A 24,464-nucleotide genomic window follows, 5' to 3' on the forward strand; every position below is an offset into this window, starting at 1 on the left:
TCAGCCTTTACCGCGGTTACGGCTCGTCAGCGCCGTTTCCGCGAGGTCCACTTCCCGCATCAGTTTGTTCAACGTTTCGTCGTTGATCTCCTGCGTGCTGCGCAACCCGAGCAGCGTCGCGCGTTCCGCGCGCATCGCGGTCAGCTTCATACGGAACTCGAGCGCTTCGGCCGTGCGCGCGGCTTCGCTCGTTTCCTTTTCGTCGGTGAGCGTGGCGAGCCGGCGCCGGTAGATGTCCATCACGCGCGCGGTGACGTCGGTGCAGTAAGCCGCCGCCGATTCGTCGAGATCGGCGGTAGCGGTTTCATGCAGATCGTCGACCGCGCGGATGGCCGCCTGCGCGCCGCGCGTACGCGCGAGGCGCTCTTCGGCCACGTTCGGATCGCGTCCGCGCCGCCAGCCGCTCAGCAGCAGCGGCAACGCGATCACCGCCACCAGCAGCGACAGCAGGATAACGCCCGATGCGATGAAGATCGCAGTGTCGCGCCCCGGCAGCGCAGAGCCGTCGTCGAGCGCGACCGGCAGCGACAGAACGCCTGCCAGCGTCACGGCCCCGCGCACACCGGCCACCGTCGTCACCGTGACGGTGCGCAGCCCCGGCACCGCGCTTTCGACACCGCGTTTCGCCGCCCCGCGGCTCGCAAACCAGCGCAACAGCCACACCCACACGAAGCGCATCGCGTAGAGCGCAAGCGCTACCGCCGCAACATAGCCGAGCAGTTTCCACACCTGTGCGTTACTGGTGTGATGCGCATCGAGCAGCGCGCGGCCGAGCACGTGCGGAAACTGCAACCCGAGCAGAATGAACACCATGCCGTTGAACACGAAATCGATCATCGTCCACGTGCTTGCCATGCGCATGCGAGTTGCGACAGCGGCGGCCTCGGCGAGCTTCGTGTAGTTCATCATCATGCCCGCCGAGACAGCCGCGAGAATGCCCGAACACTCGAAGTGCTCGGCGAACAGATAGGCGGCGAACGGAATCAGCAGCGTCATTACCACGCCGGGCGCCGGGTCGCCTTCAGCCGCCAGGTTCAGAAAATGCGCCGATATGAAGCTGAAGAGCCAGGTGACGGCAATGCCCGTCGCGAGTCCGCCGGAAGCGATCAACACGAAACTGATCGACGCTTCGCGTAACGAGAACACGCCGGTCAGCGCGGCCGCGACTGCGAACTTGAGCGCGACGAGACCCGACGCATCGTTCATCAGCGCTTCGCCTTCGAGGATGTGCATCAGTTGCGCCGGAAGCTTGTTCTTGCCCGCGATACCGGTCAGCGCGACTGCATCGGTGGGCGACAACACTGCGGCGAGCGCGAAGGCAACCGGCAGCGAAATCTCCGGCACCAGCGCATGGATGAAGTAGCCCACCGCGAACACGGTCATGAATACGAGCCCGAGCGCGAGCATCAGGATCGCGCGACGCTGCATGAAGAATTCGCGCTTCGGGATGCGCCAGCCGTCCGCGAACAGCAGCGGCGGAATGAACAGCAGCATGAAGATCTCGGGATCGAACGTGACATGCAGGCCGAGTACGGGCCACGCGAGCACGGCGCCGATTGCGATCTGCACCAGCGGAAGCGGCAGCGAAAACGGTAAGAGCCGGACGGCGATGCCGGAGACGGCGACCGCCAGCAGCAGGATCAGAACGGTAAAGACAATTTCCATGGGCGAATTCGGAAGCGACCGTTTAACGGAACGCCGCGCGCGGGCGGCCAGTGAAATTGAAAGGCGATGGAGCAGGCAGTGTAGCCCGATGCGACGGCGGTCCGGTGCAAAACACACATAGCGTCACAGCCCGGTTATCACTGAAGCGAACAACGCGCATACGGACCACAATAATCGTTGCGCACTGTTGCGGTGCAGTGAACGCCCTCACGCGACGCACGAACCTTACGGTCGGTGCAGGCTTCATTGCAAATTTCGCCAACGCGTGGTCCGCTGTGCGCATGGAGCTTGCTTAACCTGTACCGATGACGCACATTTCGAGAACAGACGCCGTGCCCCGTTTCATGCGGACTGCATCGGTGCTGCTCTCGCTCGAGAGGAATGCATGACGATTGCGCAACAGGAAAGGACGGCCGTTGGGCCGCACGGCTTCGAGCTTTCGGTGACCTCGGGGTTCGAACGCTACTCGGTGCACCACGGCGAGCTCACGCTGACGAGCGTATTTCAACCGATCTTCAGCCTGTCGCATATGCGGGCAGTCGGTTATGAAGGATTGCTGCGCGCACACGATGCACTCGATCGCCCGGTATCGCCGCTCGACGTATTCGGCCAGGCCGCGCGTCTTGGCGAAGTGCTGCAGGTGGACCGGCTCGCCCAGGCGCTGCACCTCGAAAACTTCAAGGTGCTCGGTGCCGAGCGCGAGTGGCTGTTTCTCAACGTGCATCCCGGTGCGCTCACCGATCCCTATCATTCGGCCGCGCTGCTCGCGAATCTGCGGCGGCTCGATATCTCGCCGCGCCGTATCGTGCTCGAAGTGCTCGAGCAACGGGCCGAAGACATCGAACGTCTGGCCGATGCCGTGCGGCAGTTCCGCGAGCGCGGCTTCCTGATCGCACTCGACGATTTCGGCGCGGGACACTCGAACGTCGAACGCATCTGGCAGTTGAATCCCGACATCGTGAAGCTCGACCGGGTCATGCTGTCGCACGCCGCGCATCGCGCGGACATGGCGGCGATCCTGCCTGGGCTCGTTGCGCTGCTGCATGAAGCGGGCAAGCTCGTGTTGATCGAAGGTGTCGAGACCGAGCACGAAGCGCAGATGGCGCTCGCGTGCAACGCGGATTTCGTGCAGGGCTTTTTCTTCGGCCGGCCGAATCCCGGTGTGGCGGACAGCGTGCAGGCCGCGCAGTGCATCGGCGAGCTGACCGATCGCCACCGCATACAGACCGAAGCGCGCGAGCGGCAGAACGCGGCGCGCCTTGCGCCGTATGTGCGCGCTTTCGAACGGGCCGCCGAGCGTCTGAGTGCCGGCGAAGCGCTCGACGAGGTGTGCTGGAATTTTCTCGCGCTCGACCACGCGGCACGCTGCTTTCTGCTCGATGCGAACGGCCGGCAGTCGGGGAGCAACGTCGTGCTGCGCGCGGACCGTGCCGCACACGAGACGCGTTTTCTGCCGCTCGCCGATGCACAGGGCGCGAACTGGCTGCGCCGGCCGTACTTCCGTGCGGCGATCGCGGCGCCCGAGCGCGTGCATGTGACGCGGCCGTATCTGTCGATCAACGAGGCGATGCCGTGCGTGACGCTGTCGGTGGTGACGCGGATCGGCGGCGAGACCTGCGTGCTGTGCGGCGATATCGACTGGCTCGATGAGGAGCGCATCTGAGATCATGTCGTCTTTCTGTTTCGAAGACGACGATTCACCATGCCCGCTTCTCCTGTTCTGCTCGAAGTCATCGCGACGACTGTCGCCGACGCGCGGCTTGCCGCGCAGGCCGGTGCCGATAGGCTCGAACTCGTTACTGCGATGGGCGAAGGCGGCCTCACGCCGAGCATCGGATTGATCGAAGCGGTGGTCGACGCCGTGCCGGTTCCGGTGAACGTGATCGTGCGCCCGCATAGCCGTTCGTTTGTTTTCGATGCGCACGATCTTGCCGTGATGACGCGCGATGTTCGCGCGATCGTTGCCGCGGGCGCGCATGGCGTTGTGACCGGCATGTTGACTGAGGCGCGTGAGATCGATTGCGAGGGGCTGGCGCGCTTGATCGATGTCGCCGGTGATCTGGCTATTACGTTTCATCGCGCGTTCGACGAAGCGCGCGATCTTCACGAAGCGTTCGATACGCTGCTCGGCTTCGAAGCCGTGACGAACGTGCTGACATCGGGCGGCAAACCTTCGGTACTGGATGCCGCCGATACGATCCGGCTGCTCGTGCAGCAATCAGCAGGATCGCACTGCACGGTGCTTGCGGGCGCGGGGTTGACTGTGGATGCAATTGCCGGTTTCGTGCGCGCTACCGGTGTCGCGGCGGTGCACTTCGGTTCGGGCGTGCGGATCGGCGGCAATGGTCTTGCGCCGGTCGATCCGCAGCAGGTGGCGCGCGTCAGGGCGCTGCTCGACGCGGTGGTTTGATCAACATGACATGACAGCGTGCGCCGCAGGTTGCACGGCGCACGTTTTACAGCTCACTTCGCCACAACCACCGGAATACCGCGCAACGTACCCGCGCCTTTCACCTCGGCGAGCGCCTGCTGAACTGCCGACGACGTCACCGCATCGATCTGCAACTGCGCAGCCAGATCGCGCTCGCTGCGCTTCACACCCGCGAGGTTCGCCAGCTTCACGTGGCCATAACCGCGCACACGTGCATGCAGATCGGCGAGCTTCGCGACGACTTCGGCGGTATCGGGCTGCAACACGGCGAAGGCTCGCAGCAGGGTGTTTTCGTAGTCGCCAGCAAGCGCGCGTTCCATGCGCCGTTCAAGCGATTTGCCGAACGGATCGAGCATCGTGCCGCGCAGTCCACGCCACTTTGCAAGCATGCCGAGCACTGGCCACATCCATTGTCCGAACGTCAATTTGCGCGGCACTTCACCGTGCTTCGAGCGTGCGAGTCCCGGCGGCGCGAGATTGAATTTCACACCGAAATCCTTACCCGCTACGCCTTCGAATTGCGCTTCGAGTGCTTCGCGAAACGCCTTGTCCGTATGCAGGCGACCGACCTCGTACTCGTCCTTCACAGCAAGCAGACGATAGAACGTGGTCGCGACGGCGCGTGCGATACGGTCGTCGTTGGCGCCGCCTTCGGCCTTGCGTGCCGCATCGACGAGCGTGCGATAACGCTTCACGTACGCTGCGCCGCCATAGGTTGCGAGACGCGTTTCGCGATCGGCGATCAGTTGATCAAGCGTGTCGAGATTCACCGCCGGTTTGGCCGAATGACGCGCCTGCCACAGCGTTTCGAGTGCTGCCGGATCGGCGGCAGCGAGACGGCCGACTGCGAACGCGAGCTGGTTCATCGGCACGGCCACGTTGTTGAGTTCGATTGCGCGCATCAACGCGCCGAGCGAGACCGGCACGAGCCCGAGTTGCCACGCAAAGCCGAGCATCAGGATGTTCGCGCCAATCGTGTCGCCGAGAAAGCGCGTGGCTAGCGATTGCGCATCGCAGGCGGACATGCGTTCGTCGCCGGCCGCGTGGCGCATCTTTTCGTAGAGCGCGTCTGCATGCAGGTTGGCGTCGGGGTTCTGCACGAACGTCGCATTCGGAATCGCGTGCGTGTTCACAACGATGCGGGTGCGGCCATGACGCACGGTTTGCAACGCGTCGGCGCCCGCGCCGACCACCATATCGCAGGCGAGCAGAACGTCGGCCTGTTGCGTATCGATGCGCACCTGGTTCAACCACTCATCGCGTGCGGCGAAACGCACGAACGACAGCACCGAACCGCCCTTCTGCGCAAAGCCCATGAAGTCGAGTACCGACGCGCTCTTGCCTTCGAGGTGCGCGGCCATGCTGATCAATGCGCCCACCGTCACGACGCCTGTACCGCCGACACCCGTTACCAGGATGTCATACGGTGCAGCATCTAGCTGAGGCGTCGGCACGATCAGCGCATCGACCCGCTTGGCCAGCGCTTCCACGTCGAACGCGACGCCCGCGGCTTTCTTCAGCTTGCCGCCTTCGATCGTCACGAAGCTCGGGCAGAAGCCGTTCACGCACGAGTAGTCCTTGTTGCACGACGACTGGTCGATGCGACGCTTTCTGCCGAGCGGCGTTTCGACCGGCTCGACCGACAGGCAGTTCGACTGCACACCGCAATCGCCGCAACCTTCGCAGACGGCTTCGTTGATGAAGAGGCGCTTGTCGGGATCGGGGAACTCGCCTTTCTTGCGGCGCCGACGTTTTTCGGCGGCGCAGGTCTGGTCGTAGATCAGCACCGTGACGCCGCCGATGTCGCGCAGCAGGCGCTGTACCGTATCGAGTTCGCGCCGGTGATGAAACGTCGTGCCCAGCGGAAAGAGATTGTGATGACCGTCGTACTTTTCCGGCTCGTCGCTGACCACAACGAAGCGCGACACACCTTCCGCTTCGACCTGACGCGCGATCTGCGGCACCGAGATGCTGCCGTCCACAGGCTGGCCGCCTGTCATCGCGACCGCATCGTTGTAGAGAATCTTGTACGTGATGTTGGTTTTCGCTGCGACTGCCTGGCGGATCGCCAGAATGCCCGAGTGAAAGTAGGTGCCGTCGCCGAGATTCTGGAACACGTGCGGCGTCTTCGTGAACATCGAGTGCGAGGCCCAGTCGACGCCTTCGCCGCCCATCTGGATCAGACCCGTCGTGTCGCGCTCCATCCACGACGCCATGAAGTGGCAGCCGATGCCGGCTTGCGCGATCGAGCCTTCGGGCACCTTCGTCGAGGTGTTGTGCGGACAACCCGAGCAGAAGTACGGAGTGCGCTTCACTGCATCGGCGGCGTTCGAGAGGATTTGCGGCGCGACGAGATCGACCACGCGCTCACGGCGATCGAGCGCGGGCTTGTGCCGCGCAAGCCAGTTCGCGAACACCGGCAGGATGCGCGACGGGCGTAGTTCGCCCAGCGACGACAGCAGCAGCGTACCGTCCTGCGCGTGCTTGCCGATCACGACCGGACGCGCGCCCTCCTGGCGGTTGTACAGATAGTCCTTGATCTGCTGCTCGATGACCGGACCTTTCTCCTCGATCACGAGTACTTCGGAGAGCCCTGCGACGAACGCATCGATACGCGTCATTTCGAGCGGGAACGACAGGCCGACCTTGTAGATCCGCACGCCTGCCGCTTCGAGGTCCGCGACCGTCACGTCGAGCCGGCGCAGCGTTTCCATCAGGTCGAGATGCGCCTTGCCGCACGTGACGATGCCGACGTTTGCGTGCGGGCTCGGGGCGATCCATTTATCGATGCTGTTGGTGCGCGCAAAGTGCCGTACCGCGTCGAGCTTCGCGGCGAGGCGCGCTTCGATAGTGAGGCTCGGCAGGTCGGGCCAGCGGTTGTGCAGACCGCCCGCGGGCGGCTCGAAACCGCTCGGGGCATCCCAGGTGGTGTGGAGCGCATCGAGATCGACGGTCGAGCCCGATTCGACGGTTTCCGAAATGGCCTTGAAGCCGACCCATGCGCCCGAGTAGCGCGACAGCGCCCAGCCGTACAGGCCGAATTCGAGCATGTCGGCGACGTTCGACGGATTCACGACCGGCATGTGCCACGCCATCATCGCGAAGTCGCTTTGATGCGGCATCGATGAAGACACGCAGCCGTGGTCGTCGCCGGCTACTACGAGTACACCGCCGTGTGCCGACGAGCCGTATGCGTTGCCGTGCTTCAGTGCATCGCCGGCGCGGTCGACGCCTGGTCCCTTGCCGTACCACATCGCGAACACGCCTTCGACGGTGCGTTCCGGGTCTGCTTCGACGCGTTGGGTACCGAGCACGGCCGTGCCGCCGAGTTCTTCGTTGATCGCGGGAAGAAAGCGGATGTCGTGGCTGTCGAGCAGCTTCTTCGCTTTCCACAACTGCTGGTCGACCATGCCGAGCGGCGAGCCGCGATAGCCGCTGATAAAGCCAGCAGTGCTCAGGCCACGCGCGCGGTCGGCGTCGCGCTGCATCAAAGCGAGACGAACAAGCGCTTGAGTACCGGTAAGGAAGATGCGGCCGCGCGTAGCGGTGAGATTGTCCGAGAGACGGTAGTCCGAGAGGGCGGGCGTTCCGTCGACGGGCAGGCGGGCGGTCATTGTGGAGTCTCCTGTTATGCATTCGCCACGCCGGGCGATCCCGGGCGTGGCGAAAGAGACTCTATTTTTTCGCGCCGAATGGAGAATATTTTTGCTAACTTGCCGCGCTGTCCGTCTGAATGCGCGACGCACGCGGTGTTTAATCGGTTTTTTGAGTGAGTTCTACCGGGCACCCTGGTCGGGTGCGTGGGCACCGTCGATAACACGCCCGCCGCCGGTGCATTGCTGTACGCTGACAGCTTCCTTTCCGCATCCGGGAGCCGTCAGATGAAACTCTATTACTGGCCGAAGACCCGCGCGTTTCGCGCACTCTGGATGCTCGAAGAGATCGGTGCACGCTACGAGCTTGTTCACGTGAACATCCGCGCCGGCGAGCAGGGCACTGCCGACTACCGCGACGTTAACCCGATGACGAAGCTGCCCGCACTCGATGACCATGGCGTGCGCGTCGCTGAATCAGGTGCGGTGCTGCTGTATCTTGCCGACCGCTTTCCCGCTGCGAATCTTGGTGCAGCGATCGACGATCCGTTGCGCGGCCGTTTCCTGCAGTGGCTGTTCTTTACGCCGGGCTGTCTCGAACCGGCGATGGCTGAGAAGATCACCGGTGCTTCTGGCAATACGTTTAGCTTCGGGTGGGGGGATTTCGATCGTGTGCGGCACGCGGTTGACGGTGCGCTCGAAGAAGGCGAATGGTTGCTTGGCGAACGCTTCACCGCTGCCGATCTGTTGCTTGCCGGGACGTTGCAGATTGCGTTTGCTGCGAAGCTGCTGGAGCCGAAAGGGCGGATCGGCGATTTTGTCGAGCGGGCGGTGTCGCGCGATGGTCATGCGCGGGCGGTGGCGGTTGAACAGCGGGAACTGGCGGCGTTGAAGGTTACGCGGTAATCGGTGTATGCCTCACCCCCGCTGCATATCCGCCACCACCCCCGCCGGAATCATCTCATGCGGCTCAAGCGGCACGACCTCATCGAACTGCGAGTAGTCGATATAGCTCACCCCATCTTCGTCGTGCATCAAGTCGATATAGCGGTACTGCCAGCGAATATCCGCAGCCGGCCACGATTTGCGTTGCTGCATCGTCTGCGCGGTGGTTTCGTCGGAGCCTTCGATGATCGCCAATAACGATGCATCGCAAGCCGCCAGCGACTCCGCCGTCTGCCCATACAGCGGACTCGTTTCATCGATGATATGCATCAGGCTCCAGCCAAGCTGGAAGATCGGATGCTGGTCGCGTATCAGCGCGAGATCGCGAATCTTGCGCGACCGATAGCCTTCCGGCGTAACTTCGACACGCATCAACCGCAGCCTTGCGTGCGCTTCCGCAATCACATTCTGCCGTCCGTTCGCCGCTCGCACGACGAGCGTCATCTTCCCGTCGAGCATCCGCACGATCGCGTAGCGCGAAAACATGATCTTGGCGTGAGGGCGCGAGAAGCGCGCGAAGATCAGCCCGGTCGCCAGCGCGATGCCCGACATGCCGATAAAGATCTCGACGGTCGCGACCAGATGCGCGTAGATCGTCTGCGGATGCATGTCGCCGTAACCGACGGTCGCCAGCGTTTCGACGCTGAAGAAAAACGCGCCGGCAAAGCCCTTCGGAAACTGGTTGGCGATCGGCGTGCTGCCGAGCATGTAGAGCGAAGCGAACGCGGTATTGAGCAGCAGAAACAGCACTGCCAGCGAGACGAAGAACGATGGCCAACTGGCCCGCAGCGCCTGGTAGTAGAGGTCCTGCCAGAGCGGCATCGGCAGGCCCTGGGCGAACACGACGCGATCATCCAGCTTCAGCCGGCGCCCGCGGCGGCGCATCGGTGCATCGGCGGTATCGGACGCGGATGCGTCGAAGCGGCGATCGTCTGAGCCTGTAGCCATCGCGTTCCCGTCAAAATGAAAACGCGCACAGCGTAGCACGCCGGCTACACGTATCTACAGCCGCTACGACAGCTGCGATCAGGTCATGCGCCACGCCGCGTCGGTCGTCAGGTCAGGGAAAACCGCGCGGCTTCGGAATACCCGCACCGCGCTCGATGTCTCCAACAGCCTGTTGATGCGCGGATTCGATCGCATCGGCCTGATCCAGATAGCCGGCGTCGCCGCCGACCGTGGTCCACGGTTTCACTGCCTTGTTGCGATGTCGGATCTCGTATTCGGCGTCCCAGTGCGAGCCCTGCAATTCGAGCGGGCGCACGTGGATCGTATAGACGCCGTAGAGGAAGAGCTGTTCAGCCATCTGGGCCTCCAGCAACGTAGGAAAAGAGCGGCGCGACGTGCCCGCGGATTGCGGTACGGTTCGCAAACTACAGATCAATCTCGCCAAGGATGCGATGGGCGAGCGCCTTCGCTTCTTCAAAGGCTTCTTCCGGGCTGGGCGAGCTCGCCTCCACTTCGTAGACCGTGTTCTCCGGCCCGTCACCTGCATCGCGTGCGAGCGACACGATGCCGTGATACTTGCCGTCGTCTAACGGACGCACCGTTGCAGTGGCCGTGTAGATCCCTTTGGTATAGGTGATGTCGTCCATGATGCATCTCCTGCGAGGGGAAGATCCATCCTAGCACGATGATTCGGCGTCGACCGGGGGGCACTTCGTAAGGTTTTTCGGGCCGCCCGCACAGAGGCGGCGCGGCCCATACTAAGGCTATGCGCCGCCCTGAGGCAGCAGCGCGACGACTTCGTCAAGCGACGGCGAATGCGCGCCCGAATGACGGCAAGCCGCGGCACCGGCCGCGAGTGCGAACGCGAGATGCTCGTTCCAGTGACGTTGCGGCGAAGCCATCAGGCTGAACAGCAGCCCGCCGATCGACGCATCGCCGGCACCGACCGTATCCGCAACTTCGACGCGCGGCGGCTTTGCCTCGACGATCGTAGCGCCGTCGATCAATGTCGCCGTTTCCGGGCCACGCGTGACCAGCACGACGGCCGTCGGATTCAGCGCGCGCAGTTGCGCGAGCGCGGCCGCTTCATCGTCGGTCTTGAAGATGAGGCGCAAGTCTTCGTCGGAAACCTTGATCAGATCGGCGAGCGCGGCCATCCGGTGCAACGTCGGTTCGTAACCATGCGCCATCAGGTTGCGGTAGTTCGGATCGAAGCTGATCTTCACGCCACCGGCGCGCAGCGTGGCGGCGAGCGTAGCAAGCGTTTCGCCGAGCGGCTGTCGCACGAGACTGATGCAGCCGAAGTGCGCCCACTTCACCTGCTTCATCCAGCCGTCGGGCAACTGCGATGGATCGAAGGCGAGATCCGCGCTGTTGTCGCCCATGAAGAAGTAGGTGGGCGGATGGGTTTCGTGAACGATAGCGAGCAGTGGCGCACGATCGACGCGCTGCAGGAAGCGCATGTCGAGTCCGGCCGCGACGCTTGCGTTCCAGATCTGGTCGGAGAAATGGTCGGTGCCGAGCGAGCCCGCGCAACCGGTCGGCACGCCGAGCCGTGCAACGGCACGCGCGACGTTCCAGCCTGCGCCGCCGGGCACGGACAGCCAGTTCGAGGTATCGGTACGGACGAGGTCGGTGAGGATGTCGCCTGCGGAGACGAACTGGGGCAATGTGGTCGGATCGGTCATGCGGTTCACCGTGCGGAGAGGGTCGCGACAGGCGCAGCCGACGCACTCGACGCGCTGTCCAGCCCGTGGATCAGCACTTCGTAGCAGGCACCCATCGTGTGGTAATCGGTCTTGCCGGCGGGGCTCTTTTCATCACTGTACTTGCGGTTGTCGCAAGTGAGGATGCGGTACCACGCGCCGTACTGGTGATCGACGAAATAGCTCCAGCTATAGCGCCAGAGTTCGTCGTACCAGTCCCAGAACCGTTCGTTGCCGGTGCGTTTGCCGAGCAGCGCGGCGGTCGCGAACGTCTCGGCCTGCACCCAGAAATACTTGTCGTGATCGCAGACCGTGCCGTCCGGTCCGAAGCCGTAGTACAGGCCGCCGTGATCGTTGTCCCATGCGCGCGACATGGCGGCATCGAAGAGTTCGATGGCGCGCGGCAGCAGCCACGGCAGCGGCCGGTGTCGTTCGAGGATCAGCAGCAGCTTCGCCCATTCGGTCTGGTGACCAGGCTGGAAGCCCCACGGACGGAAGATGTTCGAACTGTCTTCCTCGTTGTAGTGCCAGTCGACCGACCAGTCCGCATGAAAATGCTCCCACACAAGTCCCTGCGACAGCTTCGCCTGGCGCAGCGTGATGTTCGACGCGACGCGTTCCGCACGGTCGAGATAGACGAGATGGCCGGTGGCTTCATACGCGGCGAGTAGCGCCTCGGTGGTGTGCATGTTCGCGTTCTGCCCGCGATAACCGCTCACCTGCCAGTCGGCCGTCGCCTCGTCGGCGTAGAGACCGCCGGCAGCATCCCAGAAGCGCTTTTCCATCAGTTCGAAGGTGGCAGCGATTAGCGGCTTCGCTTCCTCGACACCGGCCATCGCCGCATGCGCGTAGGCGAGCAGCACGAACGCGAGGCCGTAGCAGTGGCGCGTGCCGTCGAGCGTGTGCTTCTCGCCGTCGCGCCATTCGAGTTCCCAGTCGTAGCCTTCGTGCCGCGGGTCCCAGTGCACTTCGCGCAGGAAGCGTAGCCCGTGACGCGCGTACTCGAGATGCTGCGGATCGCCGAATTGCCGATACGCCATCGCGTAGTTGAAAACGAACCGGCAACTGCTGACCAGATGCCGCGTCGTGCGGTTGTAGATCGAACCGTCGTCGCGGAAGAAGTGATAGAAACCGCCGGTCGAATCGAGCACGTTCGGCGCGTAGAAGCGCAACGTGTCCTCGATGTGCGACAGCAGGAAGCCGCGCTCGCGGAAACTTGCAACGGGCGGCACGGCTACCGGTGCGTCCGCGGAAGGGGTGGATTGAAGCGTGTCGGTCTGCGTCATGGCTTATTCACTGAAGTGCTGGCGCGGGTAATCAGGTGGACGGGTAAGCGGATTTCGAGTTCGGGTGGCGAGTCGGCAAGCAGCAGTTCGACGCCGCGTCGCCCGAGCGCTTCCTTGTCGACCGCGATGGTGGACAGCGGCGGTGTGGCGTGCGCGGCAGCAGGAATGTCGTCGAAGCCGATGATCGCGATGTCCTGCGGCACACGCAGCCCGCGTGCAAGGCAGACGCGCAGCGCGGCGAGCGCTGCGGCGTCGTTATAGGCAAAGACGGCGTCGGGCCGCGGACCGGATGCGTCGAGCAGACGCTGCATGGCGAGCGCGGCGCCGGTGTCCGGATCGAGGCCGGCGTCGATCGGTGCTTCGAGCGACGGGTCGAACAGCAGGCCCGCTTCGAAAAATGCGCGCCGGTAGCCGAGTGCACGCTCCGCAATACTGAAGTGCGCAAGCGATCCGCCGATAAACGCGATGCGCTTGCGCTTCAGTTCGAACAGATGCTGCATCGCGAGCGCGGCGCCGGCCGCGTTGTCGAGATTCACCGAGCGCAGACCGTGTGCCCACAAGTCGATCAGCACGAGCGGCCGCTGCATTGCGACGAGCGTTGCCAGCGTTTCGGGTTCGACGAAACCGGCTACGGCGATCGCATCGGGCGCGTGCACACGCATTTGCTGAGCGACGTCTTCGGTCGGGCCCGCGGTGAGCAGCGACGGCACGATGCCGCGTTCGCGGCACGCGTCCTCGACGCCATGCAGCACGTGCGAGAAGAACGGCGTGGTCGTGAAGTTGTTGTGCTGACGATGGAGCAGGAACGTCAGCCTGCGAATGCGCGGGCGCAACTGCGCCGCGTCGTAACCGAGCCGGCGCGCGGTCTCGACGACCCGCACCCGGGTCGCGTCAGACAGGCCAGGCTGATTTTTCAGCGCGCGCGAAACCGTGCCGATCGACACGCTTGCTTCACGGGCGACATCGCGAATGGTGGTGGTCATCGATCAGGGCAGACGCGGGTGCGCCGCAGCGGTTTCAGGTGTCGAGGATTGTATAGTAAAACGTCGACAGAAAACCCCTTAAACCGCTTTATCAATACACGTAGATACCCGTATACAGGCTCTTCTATGATAAATGTATTGTTTAGTAAAATTCGCTAAACGAGTGTTAAAGCCGGTGCTTCACCGACCCGGAAGATCGCCACGGCTTCGCGCAGCACGGACGCTTCGTCGGCGAGTGCGTTGGCCGCCGAGGCCGCTTTCTGCACGAGCAGCGCGTTGTGCTGCGTCATCTGATCCATCTGCGAGACGGCCCGGTTGATCTGCTCGATGCCCGAACTCTGTTCGTCGGAGGCATGGGAGATTTCGTCGATCAGCGCCGCCACGCTTTGCACGGAGCCGAGCATCTCGACGATCGTGCTGCCTGCCTTGCGAACCGTCTCGGTACCGGTCTCGACCTCCGTTGTCACCGCGGCGATCAGCGCCGAGATTTCTTTGGCCGCTTGCGAGCTACGGTGCGCGAGCGCCCGCACTTCCTGCGCGACGACTGCGAAGCCGCGACCCGACTGGCCGGCGCGAGCTGCTTCGACGGCTGCGTTCAGCGCGAGCAGGTTGGTCTGAAACGCTATGCCTTCGATCACCGAGGTGATGCTGCGAATTTTCTGCGACCGTTCGCTCAGCGATTCCATGCGGTTCATCGCCTCGACGGCGGCTTCGTTGCCGTCTTCCGCTTTCGACGATGCGTGTAACGCGAGCACGTTTGCTTCGCGCGCGTGATCGGCGTTGGCCTTCACGGTCGCGGCGAGCTGTTCCATGCTGCTTGCCGTTTGCTGGATGCCGGCGGCGTGCTCGTCGGTGCGATGCGAGAGCGCGTGATTGCCGTTGGCGATTTCACCGGTCGCGTGCGAGATGCCGTGCGCCGCATGCTGGATCGCGCCGATCATCGCGGCGAGCCGGTCGCGCATCGCGAGCATCGCGTGCAGCACGCTGTGGGTTGTACCGTGCGCAGCGTGTTCTATGCGCACGTCGATCGCGAGATCGCCCTGGGCGATTGCGTTAGCGATCGCCGCTGCATACGCGGGCTCTCCGCCGAGCTGTCGATACAACGACCGCGCCATCGTCCAGCACAACGCGCCGACGACGATCGCGCCGAGCGCGATGCACGCGGCAACGAGCACCTGCACGGTACGCGCGACACCCTGCGCACGATCGTATTCGCGTTGCGCCGATTCGACCTGCAGTTGCCGCAGCGCGGAGGTCTCGCGCTTCACGCGCTGCGCCGCCGGTTCGAGCGACTGCGTGACGACCCACTGCGCTTCCGACAGATTGTTCGCCTTCAGAAAAGCCACCGTCGGCGCGATGCCTTTATCGCGCAACGTGGTCCAGTCGTCGGCGAAGCGGTTCGCGAGCGTGTGTTCCTGCGAGTCGAGCGGATACGCGCGATATTCGCCGAGCCAGCGGTCGATGCTCGCGATATTGCGCGACGCGGCATCGACCACCGCCGATGTTTTTGCCGCCGACGGATCGAGCACCGCATCGCTGATCGCGTAGTGCGTTTGCGCAGCGAGATCGTCGATCGACGAGATGCGTTGCAGCGCTTTCGCGCGGCCTTCGAAGACCTGCTCGAGCGCGGCATCGGTACGCGCGACGCCATACAGGCCGATGCCGCCGGCGGCGACCAGAACGAGAACGACGACGGACATCAGCAGATACAGGCGGGTTTTGACGGTAAGGCGGGTCATGTGTGTGCGGGAAGTTGAAGCGCGGGTGGCAACGCGAATGACGTGACGTTGCCGGGATTGGGCGTTGCGCATTGCGCGATCAGGGTTGCTTTGCTCGGCGCAACGGAACGGAAAGACGAGCGCGAGGACATCGCAAAGAGCCGAAGACGGTGGACGTTCGGCTTATCGGCGGGGATGGCGGCGAATTAAGTGAATCTTTGATGAAGCGTCGCACTGCGGCGGTGCATTTGCCGATTGGGTAGTGCGACGTAACGAGTCGCGCGATCTAGCCCATCCGGCCTAAGCGACAGCTCACGCCTTTGCAGTTGAAATGATCGTCCGCAAGAAAAAAGCCGCACGGGGCGGCTTTCGTCGATCACGCACAGGAAGGTCTGCGCTCATGAACATCCGGTTCACATCTGGCGCGGCATCAACGCCGCGCCACCGCCGCGGGGCCGTTTTTTTGCGCGGCCGCGCGTCCTTCGCCGCTCGTGTCGCGCGCGCCCCAGCGCTGCGCGAGCGCGGCGCACACCATCAGCTGGATCTGGTGGAACAGCATCAGCGGCAGCACGACGGCACCGACCGCGTGCGACGCGAAGATCACCTTTGCCATCGGTACACCGGCGGCAAGACTCTTCTTCGATCCGCAGAACACGATCGTGATCTGATCCGCGCGGTTGAAGCCGAGCCGCTTGCTGACGAACATCGTGACGGCGAGCGCCAGCGCGAGCAGTACTGCATTGACCACGACGAGCCCGCCGAGCGCGCTGAGCGGAATGTGATGCCACAAGCCTTCATTCACTGCTTCGCTGAAGGCGCCATACACGACGAGCAGGATCGAGCCCTGGTCGACGAACTTCAGTACGCCGCGATTGCGCTCGATCCAGTCGCCGATCAGCGGCCGCAGCAACTGCCCGGCAATGAACGGCACAAGCAGCTGCAACACGATGTTCCACACCGTATGCCACGGCGATGCGCCGCCGGCAGACTGGTTAGTGACGACCACTCCGACCAGTGCGGGCGTGATGAAGATGCCGAGCAGGCTCGATGCGGACGCGCTGCACACCGCGGCGGGCACATTGCCCTTGGCGATCGACGTGAACGCGATGGACGACTGCACCGTCGACGGCAACGTACAGAGGAAGAGGACCCCGGCATAGAGCGCCGGCGTGACGAGCGGCGAAAGGAGCGGTTTGAGCGCGAGACCGAGCAGCGGAAACAACGCGAACGTGCTGAGCAGCACGACGACGTGCAGGCGCCAGTGCGTCGCTCCCGCCACGATCGCTTCGCGCGACAGCTTGGCGCCGTGCAGGAAGAACAGCAGGCCGATCGCGACGTTCGTCAGCCAGTTGAACGCGACACCGGCCTGGCCGTGTACGGGCAGGAGGCTGGCGAAGATCACGGTGCCGATCAGGCACAGCGTGAAGTTGTCGGGAAGCAGTTTCGGGCGGGCCATCTTCGGAATCTCGATACGGTAGTGCTTGAATCGCCGCGGTGTCCTGGCAACGCGACGACGCGTGCTACGCACGCTCAGGTGCGGCTATTGTCCCGGCAAAGCGATTGAAAATGCAAATTCATTTGAGGCATTGATTGATGAATTACCGGCATGAGACGGGTCTTTCCTGCCGGTATCGACGGTCACGCTTTTATCTTTCGATCTGGTCTAAAAATGCCGCCGTAGTTTTTGCTGGAAACGTTTCTGGTTAAAAAGCGATGAGGGTTTTTTCCGTCTATTCAACGAGAGTTTTCTCGGGCGGTTATTCGGCGGATTACTCGCCGGAACGCCGCAGTAACACGGTGTTACAACCGTTCGGCGGGCATAACACTTTTTGGCTCGACACGTTTTAGGGGGACCCATAAATTACTGTACAGGGCCATCGGGGATAGCTGCGGATGCGAAAAATGCGCATCGGATGTGATTTCCCCGGACAGATTCCGTTGTCGTCCGAGCGGCGGGTCTGGGCGGGTCGTCGGGCAGGTGGATTACCGTGCAAGCAGCATCGTCAACAGCGAAGCAGTGGTTATTGGGCGCGATTCTCGTCGTCCTGGCTTCGTTCGCCCAAGCGAGACCCGTGATGATGGGGCACGGCGGCTTCGGCGGCGGTGGCGGCGGGCACTTTGCTCATTTCGCGCCGCGGTCGTTCGGTGGCGGCGGACGCCCCGATGCCCGTAGCTTCAGCAACTACGGCAATCGTCCCGACCGCGTCATGAATGTGGCGCGTGGCCCGGGTGTGATGCCCAGCGGCAATGGTTTCCGCGGCATTCCGCGCATGGCCCCGCGCGCCGCGCCGCAGTATGCCGGCGCGATCACACCGGTAAGCGCCGAAACGCGGCCGGTGCCGCGCCAGTCCGGCAATTCGACCATGGTCCGGGCCGGCTCGATCCGCGAAGACGTCGCGCGATATAACGAAGAGCGCGGTTTTAGCCGGCCGCCGCCCCGACCGCCCGAAGACCTCTCGCGCCCTGGCGCGTCGCCCTATCGCAACTGAGCGCGCTCTGAGGTAACCCGGCCGCTTTTTCCTCTTTCTTTTGCTCCGTCACCGCCTGGTGGCGCGATTTCGCACGTCCATAAGTGACGTATGCACACCACACTTTTTTGAAATTGCTCGCTCGCAAGAAGGGGTTCGTCATCCAATTGTCAGAGGCGTGCGGCAGTGCATCATCCGCGCGCCGGATTACGCCCGGTTGAATCCACCGCTTTAGCCGTACCGGGCATGAGCAGTCGATAAAACGGTTTGTGGCAGTGCAGTTTGTCCTGTTTCACTCGACCCGTTATCAGGTCGATATCAGTAAAAACTAATCAGAACGCTATACCGGCAATAACCGTACATATTTTTGTCCATAAAAATGGTCCGCAAACATGGTTGAGCCCTGATTGGCTCGACGATCGACCGGATACCAACAAGCAGCAGGCAACAACGGTTCGCGTGAGCTCCCCGCCGCACAGCCACCTCACTTTTGACAAAGACTGGAGAATCCATGAGAACAACAATGGTCAGCGATGTGCTGAAAACGTCCTTGAAGGCGATCGTCGTGGCAGGTTTACTGGCGGGCGCATCGTCGGCGTTCGCGCAATCGAGCGTGCAGCTTTACGGTCAGGTCGACGAATGGGTCGGCTCGCAGAAATTTCCAGGCAACCAGCGTTCGTGGGTGGTCGGTGGCGGCGGGATGTCGACTTCGTACTGGGGCATAAAGGGCAGCGAAGACCTGGGCGGCGGCTACAAGGCCATCTTCACACTCGAAGACTTCTTCCTCGCGCAGAACGGCCAGTATGGCCGCTTCCCTGGCGACCGTTTCTTTGCGCGTAACTCCTACGTCGGCATCGAGTCGCCTTACGGCACCGTGACGGCCGGCCGTCTGACCACGCAACTGTTCGTGTCGACGATCCTGTTCAATCCGTTCATCGACTCGTATACGTTCTCGCCGATGGTGTATCACGTGTTCCTCGGCCTCGGCACGTTCCCGACCTACACGACGGACCAGGGCGTGGTCGGCGATTCGGGCTGGGACAACGCGATCCAGTATCAGACACCGAACTTCAACGGCTTGAGCGGGGCTGTGATGTACGGCTTCGGCAACAACGCGTCGGACAACAGCCTGAAGAAGTGGAGTGCGCAGGCGTTGTATTTCCATGGTCCGTTTGCGGCCACCGCGGTGTATCAGTACGTGAACTTCAACACGAGCGTTCCCGCCGATCCGAGCGAACTGAATAGCCTTGTCACCGGCCTGAAGAGCCAGAGCGTCGCGCAACTGGGCCTCTCGTACGATCTGAAGTACGTGAAGTTCTTCGGCCAGTACATGTACACGAAGAACGTTCGAGACGTGTTCGGCAACTGGCATGTGAATACCGCGCAAGGCGGCGTCAGTGTGCCGCTCGGTACGGGTACCGTGATGGCGTCGTACGCCTATTCGCGCGACAAAGGTGGGCTCGACCAGACGCATCAGACGTGGGCGCTCGGCTACGACTATCCGTTGTCGAAGCGCACGGATGTGTATGCGGCGTATATGAACGACCACATTAGTAGCCAGTCGACTGGGGATACTTTTGGGGTGGGGGTTCGGGCGAAGTTTTAAGCGTATGTGACCGCGCGGATCAGTGGAGGTGGGGGGGCTGATCCGCAGGCCATGGAGCCCGCCAACGCCTGGCGGACTCCTGGAGTTCGGGTAGCAGCAACAAAAGATGATGCCGATTTTTGATGGATTTCGATAAAAAAGACGAAATGATCAAATTTATTGCTATATTTCGATGGGAGTTAACGGATTTCGAGCTTGAACCATGTCGGCGATCGGATACCAGCATCTTATCGGGCACTTTTCTCTAGACGTCCGGCCGCTTCAAACACCAGCCACCACAAGCGCGTCGGTGAATCGGCGTGTCGATGCGCCGAATCAGCTGCTGTTTCCAAAAAATGTTGCGATCGAGGAATCCCCAGTCGGGCATCTTGAGTTCGCCCTGAAACATGAAGGGGTGAACCTTGAAGTTATCGACGCGGTGTTCGAGCACATTTCCGCCAATGATCTCGTCCGAACGCTGGAATCCGCGCCCAACCGGGCGACGATCCGCCGAGCCTGCTTTCTGTGGGAATGGCTTACCGGACAAACGCTTTCGTTTCCCACGACGTTGAACGCGGGTTACGTCGACCTGTTTCCCTCGGATACCTACGTCACATCGACAAGGCCGACAAACAACCAGAAATTTCGTGTTCGGAATAACGCGTTAGGCAACGCGGATTTTTGCCCCGTCGTGCGACGTGCTGCCGTATCCGAGTTGCCGAGTCTCGCGGAACTGATGGAGCAGGCGAAGCGCACGCTCGAGACTTTGACAGATCCGGTTCTCTACGAACGGGTGGTCAATTATCTGTATCTGTCTGAAACGCGAAGTAGCTATGCTATCGAGCGCGAAACGCCGAGCTCAGACAAACAGGAACGGTTCGTACAGTTGCTTCGCCGGGTCGGTGAGACGGCAACCGTCAGCGAGGAATGGCTCGTTGGTCTGCAAAACGCGATTGTGCGAGATGTTTATAGCCAGGAAGCTTCCTACAGAACCTCACAGAACTGGCTCGAAGACGGTCTCGGCCGCGTTACTTTTTTCCCGCCGCCACCAACGGACCTCCGCCAGGCAATGCGCGGGTGGGAAGCGTTCGTGAACGACACCACCCGATGCGAGCATGCGCTCGTGAAAACTGCCTGCGCTGCGTTCGGTTTCGTTTACCTGCATCCGTTTCTCGATGGGAATGGTCGCTTGCATCGCTTCCTCATCCAGCATGTGCTCGCACCTTCGTCACCCCTGAGCGGTGGCGCGTTGGTGCCAGTCTCGGCCGTCATCCTGAAAAATATTCCCGAATATCTGAGTGTCTTGACGGGGTTCTCTCGACCGGTCACTCAGCTCTGGCGATACCAGCGAGGGGATGTCACTCCAATCGTGGTTCACTCGCCCGGTGGTCGTGCGTATCGGTTCATAGATGCGACGGCGGAAGTCGCGTTTCTTTATCGAATGATTCGCCTGGCGGTCGAAGAAGAGATACCGGGAGAGCTCGCATGGCTAAGCGGCTACGACAAGGCGTACCAGCAGTTGAATGCGGAGTTCGACCTCCCTAACAAGGATCTGTCAGCGCTCATCCGCATGATTCAGTCGAACAAGGGAGTCCTGGCGATTAACAGACGCAAGCAGTATGTGCACGTGCCGGTGTCAACTCTCGACCGGATCGAACAAATTGTCCGGGAGGCTTTTAACCCGGTTGGTACCGATGCGGAAGATGTCGAACCAGACTCCGACAGTGGTAAGTAACTGCATTTCGAGGTTTTGGTAGAAATCCAGCAAAAAATTGACCAATTTCGAGTCTACTTGGTCTATTTCGAGGCGGTCCCCACATTTGAGCTGTTTTTTGATGCTCTGCGATAGCCCGCTCAGCGCCGGGACCACCCATCTTTCGATGCCTGGGCCTCACGAGGCTAGCGTTTAGCGCGTCAAGATCCCTGACCCGATCGCCCCCCCTTTCCACACCCCCATTTGATAAAGCCCGTAAAATCGACGCGATTGATTCTCATCGTGAGCGATTCCTATGGACACCCTCGTCAGCATGAAAGTGTTTCGGCACGTCGTCGAAGTGGGAAGCTTTATCGGTGCGGCGGAGCGCATGGAGATGTCGGCGGCGATGGCGAGCAAGCATGTGATGCACCTCGAGCAGCAGCTCGGCGCCCGCCTGCTGAACCGCACGACCCGGCGCGTCGCGCCCACTGAAGCCGGCCGCGAATACTACGAGCGTCTGAGCCAGGCGCTGACCGAACTCGAAGAAGCCGCGCAGGTTGTCGGTGCGGCGAGCGTCGTGCCGCAGGGACGATTGCGCGTATCGTCGCTTTCCGCATTCGGGCTGCGTCACCTGATGAGCGCAATCGCCGACTACGCTGGGCAATATCCCAAGGTCACCGTTGAAGTCACGCTGTCGGACCGCGTCGTCGAGCTGATCGACGAAGGTTTCGACGTAGCAATCCGCGCATCGCCGACCGGTTTGAAATCGTCATCGCTGATCGCGCGGCAGATTGCGACCGCGCACCTCGTGTTGTGCGCATCGCCGGAGTATCTGCGCCGTCATGGCACACCGACCAGTGCCGCCGATCTCCAGCGCCACAACTTCATCCAGTACGCGGGCGTGTCGGCTCAGGAGTTCATGACGACAATCGCCAGCGGCGCGCGTATCCAGTTGACCGGCAACATGATCGTCAACCACCTCGAGGCGATGCGCGTCGCCGTGTTGCAAGGCGCCGGCATTGCGCAGCTGGGCACCGAGGTGATCGCCGAAGATCTGCTGGCGGGCCGGCTCGTGCCGTTGCTCGTCGATGAAATGCCGCCGCACGAGCTGCCCATCCACGTCGTATATGCGAGCCGCCGACACCTGTCGGCGAAGGTGCGCTCGTTTGTCGATTTTATTGCGGCGCGCTTCGGCAGCGAAAACCTGTGGCCCTCTGCCGAAGAAATTTGCGCGCTGGCGGCGCGTTAGCGCAATCAAGCAAGCAAACAAACGAGCCGCTACGTCAAAGCGTCTCAGCGTGCGATCGAAAGCCGCGCACGCGCATCGTTGTACTCCTGCGTGAGACGCGCCACCAGTTCGTCGACGCTCGGCACATCGCTCATCAGGCCGACGCCCTGGCCCGCACCCCAGATGTCCTTCCACGCCTTCGCCTTGTCGCTGCCGAAATTCATCGCCGTTTTGTCGGAAGCGGGCAGTGCGTCCGGATCGAGCCCGGCGTTGACGATGCTCTCGCGGATGTAGTTGCCGTGCACGCCGGTGAAGAGGTTCGTATAGATGATGTCCGATGCACTCGCGTTGACGATCGCGTGCTTGTAGCTGTCGACCGCGTGCGCTTCTTTCGTAGCGATAAAGCGCGTGCCCATGTACGCGAGGTCGGCGCCCATCGCCTGCGCCGCAAGAATCGACCCGCCGTTCGCGATCGCACCCGACAACACGATCGGACCGTCGAACATACGCCGCACTTCGCCCACGAGAGCAAACGGCGAAGTCGTACCCGCGTGACCACCGGCACCCGCCGCCACCAGGATCAACCCGTCGACGCCCGCTTCGAGCGCTTTCTGTGCATGGCGAATATTGATCACGTCGTGCAGCACGATGCCGCCGTAGCTATGCACGGCATCGACGATTTCCCGCGCCGGTGCACGCAAACTCGTAATGAAGATCGGCACCTTGTGCTCGACGCACACGCGCACATCGTGCTCGAGTCGCGTGTTCGATTGATGCACGATCTGGTTCACGGCAATCGGCCCGATCACGGCATCCGGATGCGCTTCCTTGTGCGCGGCGAGCGACGCCTGGATCTGCGTGAGCCATTCGTCGAGCAGTTCTGCCGGGCGCGCATTCAACGCAGGAAACGAACCGACGATACCGGCCTTGCACTGGGCAAGCACAAGCTCGGGGTAGCTGACGATGAACATCGGCGAAGCGACGACGGGCAACGCAAGGTTTTGCAGGACGGCGGGCAGAGCCATGATGCGGGTCTCCTGATAAGTGCAGTTGCACAAGCTGATGCGGGCTATGCGGCCCACGGATGAGTGTAGCGAGGTACCGGAAAACAAACGTGGCCAACCGTAAAGGCCCGTCCATTCGGACCGGTAAATTTAAGAACGATCGTTCGATTATAGGCGAAACGCCACTTTTGCATGTGCAGCTTCGGGTTGGAAGGAGTGTTCAGTGTCTACGCGTTGTCGATGGGTTCGGCGCCGCACAGTCACACCGGGCTCCTACAATGCGTTGACCTACAACGACAAGAGACCCGATATGTCCTTCGAGGCTTTCACGCCCTTTCGCGTCGCCGTGGGCGACGTCGACATCCATGGGGTGAAGGGCGGTGCAGGTCCGCCTTTGCTGTTGCTACACGGTAGTCCGCAGACCCATCTGATCTGGCAGCGCTGCGCGTCGCAACTGGCGCAGCATTTCACGGTCATCGCGACCGATCTACGCGGCTATGGCGCATCGTCCAAACCGCCCACCGACGACACTCACGCACCGTATTCCAAACGCACGATGGCCGCCGATCAGGTCGCCGTGATGCGCCATTTCGGCTTCGAGCATTTTCTGGTCTGTGCGCACGACCGCGGCGCCCGCGTCGCGCACCGGATGGCGCTCGACTACCCGGATGCAGTCGAACGGTTGATGCTGCTCGACATCGCGCCGACGCTCGCGATGTACGAAGCCACCGACCGTACCTTCGCGACGCTGTACTTCCACTGGTTCTTCCTGATCCAGCCGGAGCCGCTGCCGGAAACGCTGATCGGCGCGAATCCGGACGTCTTCGTCGATCGCGTGTTGGGCAGCCGTCACGCGGGGCTCACGCCGTTTGCGCCCGAAGCGCTCACGGCATACCGTGCGGCGCTGCGACAGCCGGGCGCGGTGCACTCGATGTGCGAGGACTACCGTGCATCGGCGACGATCGATCTCGAGCACGACCGCGCCGACATCGAACGCGGCAACAAGGTGGCGTGTCCGTTGCGCGTGCTGTGGGGCGAGTATGGCGTGATCGAAAAGTGCTTCACGCCGCTCGACGAATGGCGGCGCGTCGCCCGCGATGTCGGCGGGCGACCGCTGCCGTGCGGGCACTACATTCCGGAAGAAGCGCCGGACGCACTCGTCGCGGAGATGCTGGCGTTTTTCGAAGCGGTCGAGCAGTAGTAGCAGT

The 24,464-nt window shown here is 62.3% G+C and carries 19 protein-coding genes; 8 read left to right on the top strand and 11 right to left on the bottom strand.

Annotated elements, in window-relative coordinates; genetic code table 11:
- Nucleotides 1–1,665: a Na+/H+ antiporter gene (locus M0D65_RS20760; protein ID WP_266254352.1), complete on the bottom strand. Its 1,665-nt coding sequence runs from the start codon at nucleotides 1,663–1,665 to the stop codon at nucleotides 1–3.
- 385 nt (nucleotides 1,666–2,050) lie between these two features.
- Here M0D65_RS20760 and M0D65_RS20765 point away from each other — a divergent pair, with 385 nt between their 5' ends.
- Both M0D65_RS20765 and M0D65_RS20770 read left to right on the top strand, forming a co-directional pair.
- Nucleotides 2,051–3,328, top strand: coding sequence for an EAL domain-containing protein (locus tag M0D65_RS20765; RefSeq protein WP_091009205.1), 1,278 nt, complete (start codon nucleotides 2,051–2,053; stop codon nucleotides 3,326–3,328).
- Between the two features lie 39 nt (nucleotides 3,329–3,367).
- Nucleotides 3,368–4,075, top strand: a complete 708-nt coding sequence (locus M0D65_RS20770) for a copper homeostasis protein CutC (protein WP_266254353.1) — start codon at nucleotides 3,368–3,370, stop codon at nucleotides 4,073–4,075.
- A gap of 53 nt (nucleotides 4,076–4,128) precedes the next feature.
- Here the strand turns inward: M0D65_RS20770 and M0D65_RS20775 are convergent, their stop codons facing one another.
- On the bottom strand, nucleotides 4,129–7,710 hold the full coding sequence (locus M0D65_RS20775) for an indolepyruvate ferredoxin oxidoreductase family protein (RefSeq protein ID WP_266254354.1): 3,582 nt from the start codon (nucleotides 7,708–7,710) through the stop codon (nucleotides 4,129–4,131).
- A 267-nt stretch (nucleotides 7,711–7,977) separates the two neighbouring features.
- Here M0D65_RS20775 and M0D65_RS20780 point away from each other — a divergent pair, with 267 nt between their 5' ends.
- Complete coding sequence (locus M0D65_RS20780) at nucleotides 7,978–8,595, top strand: glutathione S-transferase family protein (RefSeq protein WP_266254355.1); 618 nt, start codon at nucleotides 7,978–7,980, stop codon at nucleotides 8,593–8,595.
- Between the two features lie 12 nt (nucleotides 8,596–8,607).
- Here M0D65_RS20780 and M0D65_RS20785 read toward each other — a convergent pair whose 3' ends face one another.
- From M0D65_RS20785 to M0D65_RS20820, 8 genes are all read right to left on the bottom strand, one after another.
- Complete coding sequence (locus tag M0D65_RS20785) at nucleotides 8,608–9,519, bottom strand: ion channel (protein ID WP_266254436.1); 912 nt, start codon at nucleotides 9,517–9,519, stop codon at nucleotides 8,608–8,610.
- A gap of 175 nt (nucleotides 9,520–9,694) precedes the next feature.
- Entirely contained in the window at nucleotides 9,695–9,940 is a 246-nt protein-coding gene (locus M0D65_RS20790; protein WP_091009224.1) for a hypothetical protein, read from the bottom strand.
- A gap of 67 nt (nucleotides 9,941–10,007) precedes the next feature.
- On the bottom strand, nucleotides 10,008–10,229 hold the full coding sequence (locus M0D65_RS20795; RefSeq protein ID WP_266254356.1) for a hypothetical protein: 222 nt from the start codon (nucleotides 10,227–10,229) through the stop codon (nucleotides 10,008–10,010).
- Nucleotides 10,230–10,346: 117 nt separating this feature from the next.
- Nucleotides 10,347–11,270, bottom strand: a complete 924-nt coding sequence (locus tag M0D65_RS20800) for a carbohydrate kinase (RefSeq protein ID WP_266254357.1) — start codon at nucleotides 11,268–11,270, stop codon at nucleotides 10,347–10,349.
- A 5-nt stretch (nucleotides 11,271–11,275) separates the two neighbouring features.
- Complete coding sequence (locus tag M0D65_RS20805; RefSeq protein WP_266254358.1) at nucleotides 11,276–12,574, bottom strand: AGE family epimerase/isomerase; 1,299 nt, start codon at nucleotides 12,572–12,574, stop codon at nucleotides 11,276–11,278.
- Nucleotides 12,571–13,557, bottom strand: a complete 987-nt coding sequence (locus tag M0D65_RS20810; protein WP_266254359.1) for a LacI family DNA-binding transcriptional regulator — start codon at nucleotides 13,555–13,557, stop codon at nucleotides 12,571–12,573. Before M0D65_RS20810 ends, M0D65_RS20805 begins: the two co-directional genes overlap by 4 nt.
- 155 nt (nucleotides 13,558–13,712) lie before the next feature.
- A complete protein-coding gene (locus M0D65_RS20815) occupies nucleotides 13,713–15,296 on the bottom strand; it encodes a methyl-accepting chemotaxis protein (RefSeq protein WP_266254360.1) in 1,584 nt (527 codons plus the stop codon).
- A gap of 409 nt (nucleotides 15,297–15,705) precedes the next feature.
- Nucleotides 15,706–16,731, bottom strand: coding sequence for a bile acid:sodium symporter family protein (locus M0D65_RS20820; RefSeq protein WP_266254361.1), 1,026 nt, complete (start codon nucleotides 16,729–16,731; stop codon nucleotides 15,706–15,708).
- A 532-nt stretch (nucleotides 16,732–17,263) separates the two neighbouring features.
- On the opposite strand from M0D65_RS20820, the gene M0D65_RS20825 reads away from it, so the two are divergent.
- The 4 genes from M0D65_RS20825 to M0D65_RS20840 all read left to right on the top strand — a co-directional run bounded on the left by M0D65_RS20825 (nucleotide 17,264) and on the right by M0D65_RS20840 (nucleotide 22,273).
- Nucleotides 17,264–17,764, top strand: coding sequence for a hypothetical protein (locus M0D65_RS20825; RefSeq protein WP_266254362.1), 501 nt, complete (start codon nucleotides 17,264–17,266; stop codon nucleotides 17,762–17,764).
- A 490-nt stretch (nucleotides 17,765–18,254) separates the two neighbouring features.
- A complete protein-coding gene (locus tag M0D65_RS20830; RefSeq protein ID WP_091009249.1) occupies nucleotides 18,255–19,349 on the top strand; it encodes a porin in 1,095 nt (364 codons plus the stop codon).
- A gap of 202 nt (nucleotides 19,350–19,551) precedes the next feature.
- Entirely contained in the window at nucleotides 19,552–21,063 is a 1,512-nt protein-coding gene (locus M0D65_RS20835; RefSeq protein ID WP_266254363.1) for a Fic family protein, read from the top strand.
- Nucleotides 21,064–21,337: 274 nt separating this feature from the next.
- Nucleotides 21,338–22,273, top strand: coding sequence for a LysR family transcriptional regulator (locus M0D65_RS20840; protein WP_266254364.1), 936 nt, complete (start codon nucleotides 21,338–21,340; stop codon nucleotides 22,271–22,273).
- 44 nt (nucleotides 22,274–22,317) lie between these two features.
- Here the strand turns inward: M0D65_RS20840 and M0D65_RS20845 are convergent, their stop codons facing one another.
- Entirely contained in the window at nucleotides 22,318–23,277 is a 960-nt protein-coding gene (locus tag M0D65_RS20845) for a nitronate monooxygenase family protein (RefSeq protein ID WP_266254365.1), read from the bottom strand.
- Between the two features lie 289 nt (nucleotides 23,278–23,566).
- Between M0D65_RS20845 and M0D65_RS20850 the strand changes: the two genes are divergently transcribed.
- Nucleotides 23,567–24,457, top strand: a complete 891-nt coding sequence (locus M0D65_RS20850) for an alpha/beta fold hydrolase (protein WP_266254366.1) — start codon at nucleotides 23,567–23,569, stop codon at nucleotides 24,455–24,457.
- Nucleotides 24,458–24,464: the final 7 nt, after the last annotated feature.

Origin of the sequence: Paraburkholderia sp. CHISQ3 (assembly GCF_030464945.1) — a bacterium.
Taxonomy (GTDB): Bacteria; Pseudomonadota; Gammaproteobacteria; order Burkholderiales; family Burkholderiaceae; genus Paraburkholderia; species Paraburkholderia megapolitana.